We start from the raw sequence: 14,379 nt of genomic DNA, 5'->3' as shown, positions 1-14,379 counted from the left end.
CTTTTAGTATTTTTGTGAAAAATTAGCTGAAATGAACACTTTCAAGGTTTCTGTGCAAGAAACATCCAATAATGCCATAGTAAAATTTGAGGTAAATCAATTTATTACAAAACATCAAAGTTTTGAGTTTAATAATATTGACGAGGCAAAAAATTCGCCATTAGCACAACAATTATTCTATTTACCATTTGTAAAAAAAGTTTACATCTCTGGTAATTTTATTGCTGTAGAGCGATATAATATTGTAGAATGGGTTGATGTACAAGATGAAGTTTCAAAACAAATTGAAGCATATTTAAATGACGGAGGTATTGTAGTTGAAGAGTCTGCTACACAAAAAAAAGTAGCCATAACAGTATATGCTGAAAGCACACCAAACCCAGCAGTAATGAAATTTGTCGCTAACAAGAAAATTGTTGCTGCACTATTTGAGTTTACTTCAATTGATGAAGCTAAATTATCACCTTTAGCTACTGAGTTATTTCATTTTCCGTTTGTAAAAAGTGTGTTTCTTGATGAAAACTATGTTTCTATTACAAAATATGACATTATTGAATGGCAAGATATTACTATCCAACTTCGTGAATTCATTAAGGATTACATTGAAAAAGGAAAAGAAGTGGTATTACCAGAAGCCATTGAAACATTAAAAAAATCTACGAAACATATTGACAGTCATTTTGAAACCTTAGATGATGTTTCAAAAGAAATTATTAATATTTTAGAAGAATATGTTAAACCAGCAGTTGCAAGTGATGGAGGTAATATTCAATTTATTTCTTATGATTCAGCAAGTAAAAATGTAAGTGTTATGCTTCAAGGTGCTTGCAGCGGTTGCCCTTCTTCAACATACACCCTAAAAAGTGGTATTGAAAACATGCTTAAAGAAATGTTACCTGGGAAAATTGAAACTGTTGAAGCTATTAATGGATAAATATTAAATCTAAAAACACAAACTGAACACCTTATTAGTTATAACAAAATGTATAATTGCTGTTTTTAAAACCTTAGAACTCTCAATAGTGTTTAAAAATATTTTAAAATAACATCCATTCTAAAAACATAGTTTGTATTATTTTGTTGCATTATATATTACAAACTATGCTTTAAATTTTACAATAATTATCTCTTTTTAAGTATAGTTTTATGGTTAAATAATAAAATTAATATTCAAACCAGGATACTTAATGATTATTTCCTAACTAGTTTAGGTATATTGTAAATTAACTTATACGTTCCACTAAAAGGAAAAGAGCGTTTCAATTTTAATAAAAAAAATTGTTTTTAAATCAATTATTAAATAATAGTAGTTTGAAATATGCACAAATGTGCATTATTATATTTTTTTTATGTTTAAATCTTAGTGCTCAAAACGGCATTAAAAAGTTTGATTTTGTAAATATTAAAGAAGGAAAATCTAAGGTTGCGGTTACCACTATTATTCAAGACCATTATGGTTTTATATGGCTTGGAACCGCTGGTGTTGGACTTAGTAAGTTTGATGGGATTGACTATGTAAACTACAAACACTCTTTAAAAGACTCTACATCTATAAGTAGTAGCCTTGTTTACTGCTCCTATTTAGACAAAGAGAATAAATTATGGTTTGGTACAGAAGAAGGACTAAATTTATATAATAGAGATTTAGATCAATTTACAAGGATACCTATTTATAATGAAAACACTAGAGAGGAGGAAAACTTATCTATTAGAAGTATAAGTGGTGATAATAAAAACAATCTATTTATTGGAACCTATGGACACGGCTTATACAAACTAAATCTTAAAACATTATCGGTTGTTAAAGTATTAAATTCATCAAATCTAGCCAATCCTTTTATTTCAATATTCGATTTAAAGTGTAATAATGAAGGAAGAGTATTTGCAGGAACCAATATAGGTTTATTAGAGTATGACCACATAAACCAAGAGCTAATTTATGCTAAGATAAATAATAGCGTTCCGTCTTTAAAAACCCCTATACAGTCTCTGTTAATCGATCATAAAGATATTTGGATTGGAACCGAATCTGAGGGGTTAACATGTCTAAAATATAGAGATTTAGATTTAGTTGGATATAAAATAGTTCGTTCTAAAATAACCAATAAAAGGATTTTTGCAATTGTTAAGCTTACTGATGGTACAATTTTGTGTGGCACCGAAAATGATGGTCTTTTACATATGGACACTAATGGCAATATTCTAAACACGTACTTGTATAATAAAGAAGATGAAAATAGTTTACGTTCTAATTCCATTTGGTCTTTATTTCGAGATAAAGACAACCGTATTTGGTTAGGGTATTACAATAGTGGTGTTAGTATTTATGATAATTCATATGACAAATTTAACCATATAAAAAGCATAAAAAACAATAAGAATTCGCTATCAAATCCATCAGTTACTGGCATAACAAAAGACAAACAAAACAATTTATGGATTTGTATGGACGGAGGTGGTGTTGATGTATATAATATAATCAAACAAAAATTTATCCATATAAACACAAAAGATACCAGCGTATATTCTGGCTTAACCAGCGATTATATAGAGTGTATGTTTATAGATAGTAAAAACAATATTTGGTTAGGCAGCTGGAACGATGGTTTGTTTTTTCTCCCAAATGGATCTAAAAAATTTATAAATTATAATACCAAAAACACGAATGGAAATTTGGCCTCTAACACCATTTTAAGTATTACTGAAGATAATGAAGGAACCATCTGGATAGGAACATTTTATAAGGGACTTCACTCATTTAACCCACAAACAAAAAAAATAAAGAGACATGACTCTAAACCGTTTGTAGAAAACAACTTAGTTGAAGTTGATGTTAGAAAAGTTTTAGTAGATTCTAGACAAAACATTTGGGTAGGTACAACAGGTGGATTATTTAAAGTAATAAAGGATGATGCGAACCATTTTTATGTAATTTCATACGAAGATGAAATGGCTAAAGAATTCAACAATCAAATAACGTCTAGTCATGTACTAACGCTGTATGAATCTTTAAACAAGCAAAAAATATGGATAGGCACAAGAGGAGCTGGTTTTTGTGAATATGATTATAATGACGACACCTTTTCTTGGTACAACAATCAAAATGGCTTTACAGGCGAAAACATAACAGGAATAACACAAAGCAATAATAACGACTTATGGATTAGTAGTAATTCTGGTTTATATAGGTGTGAGGCAGAAACTTCAAAATTCACAAATTTCACATATAACGATGGGTTATTATCTAATGATTATAATATAAATGCAGCATTTAAAGATACTGGAGGAAATCTATATTTTGGCAATTACCAAGGTGTAGATTACTTTAACCCCAATAAAATTGAAACAAATAAAAATTTGCCTTCAGTATATCTTACAGATTTTAAATTATTCAATCAAAAAGTATTTCCTAATATAGATAAAGGCCCTCTAAAAAAGGTAATATCAGAAACTAAAGAGATAGAATTAACCCACAAACAATCGGTCTTTACTATTGAGTTTACTGCGATAAATTATACGAGACCAGAAAAAAATCAATTTGCATATTATTTAGATGGTTTAGAAAACTCTTGGAATTATGTTGGTAACACACGCAATGCAACCTATACTAACTTAGATTATGGAACGTACACCTTTAAACTAAAAGCTGCAAATAATGATGGGGCTTGGAATGAAACCCCAATAAGTCTAAAAATAACAATACTTCCACCTTGGTGGAAAACAAATTGGGCAATATTAGGTTATATTATATTGTTTCTACTTGTTTTATTCTTTCTAAGAAAAATAGGTCAAGAACGTTTAAAAGAAAAGCAATTAATAGCTTACGAAAGAGAAACAAGAAAACAAAAAGAAGCTTTAAACGAGAAAAAATTTCAATTTTTCACAAATATTTCTCACGAATTTAGAACACCATTAACGCTAATTATAAATCCTCTTGAAGATATTTTAAGAAATAATAATTTAAGTATCCCAGAAATTGTAAAAACCAAACTTAAAACGGTTCATAAAAATACAGATAGACTACATAGGTTAATAAACGAGCTTTTAGATTTTAGAAAACTAGAACTCGATAAAGTTAGAGTTAAAGCAAGTAGGGTAAATCTTGTACAATTTATAAAAAGTGTTGTTAGCCATTTTAAAGAAGAAGTATTAGCTAAACAGATCCACCTCATAGTAGATACAGATGTTCTTGACATCCCTTTGTGGGCAGATAGAAGTATGCTAGAAAAAATTATTTTCAATTTACTCTCAAACGCTATTAAAATTACACCTAATGGAGGCTCAATAAATGTTGAAGTGCGATTAAAAGAAGATAAAGTATTAATGCCTTTGGTAAATGATTTAGAAACCATAGAAGTTGTTGAAATAATTATTTCAGATTCTGGACCTGGTATCGATGAGGAACAGGTAAATAAAATTTTCGAGAGATTTTATCAAGTAGAGAACCTTAATAACACTTATTATGGTGGTACAGGTATAGGTTTAGAAGTTGTAAAAAATTTCGTTCACTTACATAAAGGAGAAATAAAAGTTAATAGTGAATTAGGAAAAGGAACTAGCTTTAAAATATACCTACCATTAGGTAAAGAACATTTTAACAAAAATGAATTAGCTATTGGAATTGAGGAAATAAAAGAAATTGAAGAAAGTTTTGTTAAGCAACAAAAGATTGAAAAAAACACAAAAAAAGCATCCACAAATCAACATGAAAAATCGACTCAAGCACATACATTGCTCATTGTAGAAGATAATTTAGAGCTTCAGGCATACTTAAAGCAAGAACTTAAAAGTGATTATCATATTCATACAGCTACAAATGGTTTTGAAGGATTTGAAATAGCTACCAAAGTATTACCAGATATTATACTAACCGATGTTATTATGCCTAAAATGGATGGATTCGAGTTTTGTAAAAAGGTAAAAAGCGACATAAAAACTAGCCACATCCCTCTGCTAATGCTAACAGCTAAAACAAGAATAGACAACCGTATGGAAGGCATAGAGTTAGGCGCAGATGCCTACATGGTAAAACCCTTCAACCTAAGACTTTTAAAATTAAGACTAGCACAACTAATTACAAGCAGAAAGCTCATTTTCGATAAATATTTTAGTGTTATTAGTGAACTTCCAGAAAACACTAAAACAACCTCTATAGATAAAGAATTTATTGAAAAGGTTTTAAACTATATTAATGATAATATTAGTGATCCAAATCTTAATGTTGAAATGCTAGCCGCCAAAATGAATTTAAGTAAAAGTCAGTTTTATCGTAAAATAAAAGCTTTAACTAATCAAACCGCAAATGAGTTTTTAAGAAACATAAGGCTTCAAAAGGCAAAACAGATATTAGAAATAGGAAGTGCCACAGTTGGTGAAGTCTCCTTTAAAGTAGGTTTTTCTTCTCACTCCTATTTTACTAAATGTTTTAAAAACTATTATGGTATTTTGCCTACTAGCATAGAAGTAAACAATTAAATTGTTTTCAAAACGCAATTAAAATTCGCTATCAAAACCAATATTTAGCACTTACTACAAGCTGCATATACTTTTTTAATAAAACCACGTTTTTACTAGAAATTCTCATCATTTTGCTTTAAATGTAACAACGAATGCTTAACATTTACCAATAAATACCCACTTCCTTATATAATTTTGTTTACATAAAGTTTAAGCATTTAAAAGATAGAAATCGCTTACAGAATAATGTCATAACAAAAACAACATAAATTGCATTCTGTTATCCTTCATTTTTTAAGTTTAATCTTTAATTATTGCCATTTAAAAAATAAAAACCAAAATGAATAAACTTAAATTTAGCAAACAAAGCCTCTACTTTTTAATTGGAGTGCTATTTATTTTCTCATGCAAAACTCAAGAAAAGAAATACGATTACCTGTTTCAAAATCCAGAGATCGCATTAAAAGATAGAGTAGCTAATTTAATAGAGCAGATGTCTTTAAAAGAGAAAGTATCTCAAATGCGATATGATGCTCCAGCTATAGAGCGTTTAGGCGTACCAGAATATAATTGGTGGAATGAATGCTTGCATGGCGTAGCTCGAGCAGGTGAAGCAACAGTATTTCCACAAGGTATAGGTATGGGGGCAACCTGGAATCCTGATTTAATTTATGAGATGGGAGAGGTCGTATCAGACGAAGCTAGAGCAAAACACCATAAATCAAAATTAGAAGAAAAAAGAGGTATATACCAAGGGCTTAATTTTTGGACACCAAACATTAATATTTTTAGAGATCCTCGTTGGGGAAGAGGTCAAGAAACTTATGGTGAAGACCCGTATTTAACAAGTAGAATTGGTGTAAATTACATCAAAGGGCTTCAAGGTGATGATGAGAAGTATTTTAAAGTTATCGCAACAGCAAAACATTTTGCAGTACATAGTGGTCCAGAAAAATCAAGACACCAAGATAATTATCATACATCAAACAAAGATTTATATGAAACCTATTTACCAGCGTTTGAAGCGGCTATAAAAGAAGCAAAAGTTCATTCTGTAATGTGCGCCTACAATAGATATAGAGATGAAGCATGTTGCGGTAGCAATTTATTATTGAATAAAATTTTAAGGGACGATTGGAATTTTGGTGGGTATGTTGTTTCAGATTGTTGGGCTATTAACGATTTTTGGGAACCAGATAAACATAATATTGTTGAAACTCCCGAAGAGGCAGCTGCTTTAGCTGTTGATAGAGGCACAGACTTAAACTGTGGAAGTGTTTACGATCCTAATTTAACTGAAGCCGTTTTAAAAGAACTAATTGATGAAGAAAAAATTGATTTAGCCTTAACACGATTATTTACAGCGCGTTTCAGGTTAGGTATGTTTGACCCTGATGATCAAGTTAAATGGTCTAAAATACCATATAGCGTTGTTGCAAGTAAGCAGCATCATAAATTATCTGAAAAGATTTCTAAAGAATCTATGGTTTTATTAAAAAATCAAGATCATACTTTACCCCTCGATAAAAGCATCAAATCCATTGCAGTAATTGGTCCTAATGCTAACTCCAAACAATCATTATTAGGGAATTACCATGGCACACCAAAAAACCATATAACTCCTTTACTGGCAATTCAAAATAAATTACCAAATGCAACTGTAAACTACGCTTTAGGAAGTCATATTGCTGTTGGTTGGCCCATGTTAAACACCATTCCCACTAATGTCCTTAAAAACGGTAGCGAACAAGGACTTAAAGGCGAATATTATAAAAACATGAATTGGGAAGGAACGCCTGAATTTACTAGAAACGATAAAAATATAGATTTCACTTGGGTGGGTAAAAGACCTTTAGACAATCTTGAAAAAGATGTTTTCTCTGTAAAATGGACAGGTGAATTAATTCCAATTGAAAGTGGAACATATAGAATTGGATTGCGAGCAAGTAGTGGTGGTAAGTTATATTTTAATGACGCACTACAATTTGAGTTTAGTGATGACCATGAACCTAAAACAAAATATTTTGACGTAAAATTAACCAAAGGCAAGACCAATACAATAAAGATAGAATACTATAACTACCATGCCGATCCTCAAGCACAATTAGTTTGGGCTAAAACAGATCAAGATTTAATTACACCAGCAATACAGGCCGCAAAAAACTCTGAGGTTGTAGTGTTATGCTTAGGGCTTTCCCCATCCATTGAAGGTGAAGAAATGCCTGTTTTATTAGAAGGGTTTGACAAAGGCGATAGATCGGAAATTACATTACCTAAAACTCAAATTGAGTTAATGAAAAAAATACAAGCTCTTGGCAAACCAACCATTCTCGTTTTAATGAATGGGAGTGCACTAGCAGTTAATTGGGCAGCAGATAATATACCTGCAATTTTAGAAGCTTGGTACCCCGGAGAATTTGGCGGTAAAGCCATAGCAGATATTCTTTTTGGAGATTATAACCCTGCAGGAAGATTACCGGTAACATTTTATAAGTCAGTAAATGATTTACCTGATTTTAAAAACTACAATATGGAAAACAGAACCTATAAGTATTTTAAAGGAGATCCCCTATTTCCATTTGGTCACGGATTAAGCTATACTAATTTCACGTATTCCAATCTAACCATTTCAGATGTGGTAAGTATAGGTAGTAATATTGAAGTAAAGGTAGATGTAAAAAATACAGGAGCGTATAAAGGTGAAGAAGTTGTTCAATTTTATGTATCTCATGATAATAAAGATAAAACAACACCAACAAGGTCATTGGTTGGTTTTGAACGAATCACTTTAAGTCCTAATGAAACAAAAACAGTAACACTTAGTATTAAACCTAAACAATATGCTTTAATATCATTAGAAGGTAAACCTGTAATTAACCCAGGTTCCATAAGTATATATGCAGGAGGAAAACAACCAGGTTTTAAAGGTTTAGCTGATGCTAGCTCAACCTCGGTTGTAGAAAAGAAAATATCGTTAGTAAAAAAATAAAGACCACTAGAAACTAAATAATTAATAACTAAACTAATTTAATATGATGATGAAATTCAAACTGGCAATCATTACTTTTATAATGATTTGCACACAAAATGTCTTTTCACAAAATAATTCGGTGTCGGGCGTTATCACAGATGAATCTGGGATGCCCTTACCCGGAGTAAATATAATAGTAAAAGGCACAAAAACAGGAAACATAACTGATTTTGATGGTAATTACACTCTAACAAATGTAACTAAAAATAGTATTTTGGTTTTTAGTTATGTAGGTTACGCAACACAAGAAATTGCATACAAAGGCAAAGGTAAATTAAACGTAGTTTTATTAGAAGACACCTCGAAATTAGACGAGGTAGTAGTAATTGGCTACGGTACTTCCAAAAGAAAAGACTTGACAGGAGCAATATCTTCTGTTTCTGCTGAAGAATTAAAAGATCAGCCTTTTTCTTCTGTTGACCAAGCTTTAACAGGTAAAGCAGCCGGTGTTACGGTATCTCAAAACTCAGGAGCACCGGGTGGTGGTGTTTCTATAAAAATTAGAGGTATAACATCGCTTTATGGGAATGAACCTCTATATGTTATAGATGGTACGCCAATATTTGCAGATAGAAACAATACATCTTTAGATTTAGGTGCAGCTACAGGAGGTGGTTCTGGACAAAACATTAATTCTGCGTTGTCTGGTTTAAACATGTCAGACATTGAATCTATTGATATATTAAAGGATGCATCGGCAACAGCTATCTATGGAGCAAATGGTTCTAACGGTGTTGTTTTAATAACAACAAAAAAAGGAAAAAGAGGTAAAACAAGTATTTCTTTTGATAATTACACAGGTATTCAAAGTGTTGCTAAGTACTATGACATGATGAATTTACAGGAATATGCCCAATATACCAGCGATTTATTAAAATCTGATAATAGAGATGTTCCTTATATATTTCAAAATCCTAGTCTATTAGGAAAAGGTACAGATTGGCAAAAAGAAATTTTTAGAAGTGCACTAATTACAAATAACCAGCTTTCAGTTTCAGGAGAAAAAGACGGAACGCGATATTATACATCTCTGGGCTATTTTAAGCAAGAAGGTGTTATTGTAAATACCAATTTTGAGAGAATATCAATGCGTTTGAATATTGATACTAAAATTAATGATTGGTTCAAGGTAGGTAATAATATATCCTTAAGTAATGTTAAGCAACGTATAGTTAAGAATGATGATAGAGGTGGTATTGTTTCATCAGCCCTACGTTTAAGCCCACTAATTCCTGTAAGATATCCAGACGGTAGTTATGGAGCTCCTGGAGGAGGTGTTAATGGTGCATCAAATAATTACGAAGCTGTAAACCCTGTGGCCTATTCAGAATATGTTAATAATCTAGATAAAAAATTCAAAATAAACGGTAATTTATTTGCAGAGATTTCATTCTTAAAAAACTTAACTTTTAGAAGTGAATTAGGATATGATTTAAATGCAGGAGACGGAAGAGTATTTATTCCTACATACGAAAACATTGGTACCGCTGCAAATGAAGTAAACTCTTCCCTTAAGCAACAAGATCAAGGTTATTATTGGACGGCTAAAAATTTTTTAACTTATAACAAGTACACCGATAAACATAGCATTAACGTAGTTTTAGGCCAAGAAAGACAAAAAAGTAATTTTGAATACTTAAGAGGTTCAAGAAGAGATCTAGAAGGTAATAATGAATTTGATAACTTGGTATTAGGATTAAAATCGACCTCTGAAGTAGATAACCAAAGTTATGCTTGGGCTATGCAATCTTACATTGCAAGAGCGAATTACAACTATGATAGTAAATATTATTTAACAGCCTCTATAAGAGCCGATGCATCGTCAAATTTTGGACCAAATAACAAATGGGGGTATTTTCCTGCCGTTTCTGGTGCTTGGACGATTTCTAATGAAGATTTTATGAAATCTTCATCTAGCACTATAAATTATTTAAAATTAAGAGCAGGTTACGGTGAAGTAGGAAACCAGAATATTCCTAGCTTTTTATATCAAACACAATTTTCGGCCGTACCTTCATCTAGTGGGCTTTCTTATGTTTATACAGTAGATGGTAACCCAGATATTAAATGGGAGACTTTAAAATCTACAAATGTTGGTTTAGAAGTAGGTTTATTAAACGATGCCATAAAACTTGATCTTGATTTATATCAAAAGAAATCCTCAGATTTATTAATTCAAAGACCAGCAGATGATAGAACAGCAGGAAGAGTGCTACCCTATGAGAACGTAGGCGAAATGGTAAATAGAGGTATGGATATAAAGTTGAACACTAGAAATATTCAAACAGATAACTTTTCATGGAATTCTACATTTATATTTTCAACATACACCAACGAGTTAACTAAATTCTATGGAGGTACAAAACCATTAACTGCAAACATCCCGCAATCAGATGGAGAATTATTATATAGCTATGTTGAAGAAGGACAATCTTTAGGTCAAATTTACGGTTACGTTACAGACGGTATTTTTAGAACCCAACAAGAAGTTGATGATAGCGCCATACAAGTACCAGGAAAAACCAGCGTAGGAGATATTAAATTTAAAGATTTAAATGAAGATGGAGAAATAACACTTGCCGACAGAACGTATATAGGATCAGCTCTGCCAAAATTCACATTTAGTTTGAATAATAACATTTCGTATAAAGATTTTGATTTAAGTATTGTTTTAAATGGATCTTACGGTAATAAAATATACAATCAAAATAGATTTTACACAGAAGCATTACGTTTCTTAGGTGAAAATCAGTCAACCGATGCTCTAAATCACTTTGTTGTAAATTATTTACCAGATGGTGTTACTCTAGATGACGCTGCAAATCTTGCTCAAAACACAGACATTCCAAGAATTGACTTAGCAAACGGCAATTCAAATACAAGAGTTTCTGATCGTTTTGTAGAGGATGGATCTTATATCAGAATCCAAAACATTACAATGGGATATAATATTAACTCAGATGTTTTAAGTAAAACAAATTTCTTTACTAAAGCAAGAGTATATCTTTCAGGACAAAATTTATTTACATTCACCAAGTATTCTGGTTTAGATCCAGAAATTGGAAGTAGAAATTCAGATATAAGGTTTGCAGGTTTAGATGTGGGTAGATATCCATTAGCAAAAACAATAACCTTAGGTGTTAATCTAACATTTTAATAAGTTAAAATTGATTATTATGAAAAAACAAATAAAAAAGGTATTGATACTATTGACTTTAGTTATTTCTATGGTATCATGTTCAGAAGATTTCACCGAGTTAAGATCGGAGAATTCATTGTGCGTAGATTGTTTACCTCCAGGAGCATCTCCATATGAAGGCATTCAAAATGGATTATATACAAAAGGATGGTTTGATTATAATTTTAAGGGTATGATAACCCAAGGAGATACCTATGCAGGTAATGTATGGGCCAATGATGGTGAATTTAGACCATTTGCTGAAGCATCTGTTTTAAATGATAATGCGGTACTAAATAGTAATTGGACAGCCTTATTTTCTGTTGTAAACCAATCTAACTCCTTAATGCAAGATTTAATTAGGGATAAAGAAAACATTCCCGAAGACGCTTATAACCAAGGAATTGGAGTCTCCAAATTTATGAGAGCAACCGCCTATTATTATTTAGTTAGAATATGGGGTCCAGTTCCTATTTTTGACGAAAACGCCGATGGTATAAATGCTAAGCGCAATTTAGAGTCCGATGTTTATAAATTCATAGAAATGGATTTAACCGATGCCGCAGAAAAATTAACAACAGAACCAAAAACAGGAAGAATTGGAAAATATTCTGCAATGGGCATGTTGGCAAAAGTGAAATTAAATTTAAAAAAATATAATGAGGCTGCAGATTTATGTAGAGAGGTGATAAATAGCGGTAAGTTTGATTTACTAGAAGAATATGGTAATTTATTTAACAACCCAAACTTTAACAATAATATAGAGAGTTTGTTCGCTTTACAATGGACGGTTAATTGTAATGAATGGGGTACTCAAAATACCGAACAAGCCTTTATAGTACCATCTGGTTCTGGTATAACAGGAGGTGGAGATGGCTGGGGTTCATATATGCCAACAATTGATTTGCCAGGGCTATATGAAGATGGAGATAAAAGAAGAAAACCATCTATTATGATTGATGGTGATTTTTATCCAGAGCTATTAAGCAAAAAAGACGGTTACACGTTCAATAAACTTCCTTCTCAGACTGCCTTAAATTTTAGAAAGTATATTGTTGGCTCTCCAGATGACGGATATAATGTTTGTTTTATGAGAACAGACCAAAACACCAATATGTTAAGATATGCAGATATATTATTAATGATGGCCGAGGCTAAATTAGCAGACAATGTTTCTACTTCTGATAGTGAAGCGCTATCAGCTTTTAACAGAGTACGTTCTCGTGCAGGTTTAAGTTCAGTTAGTAACATAACTCAATCCAGTTTATTTAAAGAAAGAAGAATTGAATTTTTATTGGAGGGGCAATATTATTTTGATCTTCAACGTAGAAATAGAGCCGATGCATTGGCAGAAATTGCAGCTCAAGAAAGAGGGTTTTACGGTGATGATGCTAGAACAGACTTAGTATCTATTAAAATCACGCCTACAGATGATTTCTTTTCTATGCCGTTGCCATCTGGTGCTATAAGTATCAATGAAAATTTAACAGCTGCGCCTGTTCCTTTTAATTTTTAAACTACAATTATGAAAAATTTGATAAAAATATATTTACTTTCCGCAATTTTAACCATGACATTATTTTCGTGTTCTGAAGATGCGGTAGAATTGCCAGCAATAAAGACTTTTTCTTCACAATCAAGCCCTAATGCATCAGGTACACCTGGTGAGTTGCTTAAAATAGAAGGAACAAATTTATCTGGGTTAGAAAAAATTATTTTAGACAATAAATTTGAAGTTAGCTTTAATCCTAATTTGAATTCTGATAATGCCATCTTTTTCAACATACCTAATTATGATTTTGAAATCCCTTTTAATTTTGGGGTTCAACCTATAAAGTTCATAACAGCAAATGGAGAAATTGATTCTCAAATTAACATTATACAACCTGCCCCTGTTTTTGGAAATTTGAGTATTCTTAATCCTAAACTAGGAGATAAAGTAACCATAAAAGGCAGTTGGTTTATAGGGATACAATCGGTCACCTTTGGTGGAGAACCTTTAGAATATACTTTAGTTTCAGATCAAGAAATGTATTTTATAGTACCAACTGATGCGACCGAAGCACAACATGTTGTAATTACAACCGACGCAGGAAGTACGGTAATTGTAGAGCCCGGTCCTGGTATCGCAAACACCACTTTTGTTAATATAAATTTTGGATTTGTTGACTATTTGTTTGAAGATTTTGATGGTAATGGATTGTATACAAGTACTTGGGGAATTTATGGAGATGCTAGTAATTTATCTGTTACTGCTACGGGCGAAACTGGTAATTGTGCCCAATATGATTATAATGGAGGTACAGCCTTTGGATATAATGGATGCCAAAATAATGAAGCCGGTGCTTTTTTACCTAATACGGCCACAGTAGCATCTAAGGCAACTTTTAAAATGATGGTAAATGCAAACGCAGGTTCTTCTTTTGATGTCATTTTAGATACTTGGGCTTATAATTTTACAGTATCAACTAGTGGTTGGCAAGAAGTTTCAACTACATTAGATCAATTTGGATCTAATTATAATCCAGGGAACGCAGCAACAGATACTGAAAAAATTGATCCGTCTGGTATATTACAGGTTAAAGTTTCTTTACCTAATAATGGTGCTTCTTCAAGTGTAAAATTTGATGATATTATATTTAGGGTACAGGAATAATCTTAAATATTAAAGTAATACAAAAGGTTACTAGATTAAAATTAGTAACCTTTTTTA

6 protein-coding genes are annotated in these 14,379 nt (G+C 31.6%); all 6 read left to right on the top strand.

The genetic code is table 11. From position 1 onward, the window contains the following. The first annotated feature begins 31 nt into the window (after positions 1-31). The 6 genes from Q0842_RS11905 (at position 32) to Q0842_RS11880 (ending at position 14,322) form a co-directional block, all read left to right on the top strand. Positions 32-934, top strand: a complete 903-nt coding sequence (locus tag Q0842_RS11905; protein ID WP_298498324.1) for a NifU family protein — start codon at positions 32-34, stop codon at positions 932-934. A 392-nt stretch (positions 935-1,326) separates the two neighbouring features. Beyond that, entirely contained in the window at positions 1,327-5,475 is a 4,149-nt protein-coding gene (locus Q0842_RS11900; RefSeq protein ID WP_298498323.1) for a hybrid sensor histidine kinase/response regulator transcription factor, read from the top strand. Between the two features lie 322 nt (positions 5,476-5,797). Further along, entirely contained in the window at positions 5,798-8,446 is a 2,649-nt protein-coding gene (locus Q0842_RS11895) for a glycoside hydrolase family 3 C-terminal domain-containing protein (protein WP_298498322.1), read from the top strand. Positions 8,447-8,489: 43 nt separating this feature from the next. Then, positions 8,490-11,645: a TonB-dependent receptor gene (locus Q0842_RS11890; RefSeq protein WP_298498321.1), complete on the top strand. Its 3,156-nt coding sequence runs from the start codon at positions 8,490-8,492 to the stop codon at positions 11,643-11,645. 19 nt (positions 11,646-11,664) lie between these two features. After that, the gene (locus Q0842_RS11885) at positions 11,665-13,182 is read left to right on the top strand and encodes a RagB/SusD family nutrient uptake outer membrane protein (RefSeq protein ID WP_298498320.1); all 1,518 of its coding nucleotides are present in this window, start codon (positions 11,665-11,667) and stop codon (positions 13,180-13,182) included. A 9-nt stretch (positions 13,183-13,191) separates the two neighbouring features. Further along, positions 13,192-14,322, top strand: a complete 1,131-nt coding sequence (locus tag Q0842_RS11880; protein ID WP_298498318.1) for an IPT/TIG domain-containing protein — start codon at positions 13,192-13,194, stop codon at positions 14,320-14,322. Positions 14,323-14,379 lie beyond the last annotated feature (57 nt).

The sequence above is a fragment of the uncultured Algibacter sp. genome (assembly GCF_947495675.1).
Lineage (GTDB): Bacteria > Bacteroidota > Bacteroidia > Flavobacteriales > Flavobacteriaceae > Algibacter_B.
Note: the sequence above shows the minus strand (reverse complement) of the source record. Positions and strands in the feature narration are given on the sequence as shown.

Coding starts and splice junctions, on each gene's coding strand:
- Q0842_RS11890 (WP_298498321.1), top strand. CDS start 8,490: ATGATGATGAAATTCAAACTGGCAATCATTACTTTTATAATGATTTGC.
- Q0842_RS11895 (WP_298498322.1), top strand. CDS start 5,798: ATGAATAAACTTAAATTTAGCAAACAAAGCCTCTACTTTTTAATTGGA.
- Q0842_RS11880 (WP_298498318.1), top strand. CDS start 13,192: ATGAAAAATTTGATAAAAATATATTTACTTTCCGCAATTTTAACCATG.
- Q0842_RS11900 (WP_298498323.1), top strand. CDS start 1,327: ATGTGCATTATTATATTTTTTTTATGTTTAAATCTTAGTGCTCAAAAC.
- Q0842_RS11905 (WP_298498324.1), top strand. CDS start 32: ATGAACACTTTCAAGGTTTCTGTGCAAGAAACATCCAATAATGCCATA.
- Q0842_RS11885 (WP_298498320.1), top strand. CDS start 11,665: ATGAAAAAACAAATAAAAAAGGTATTGATACTATTGACTTTAGTTATT.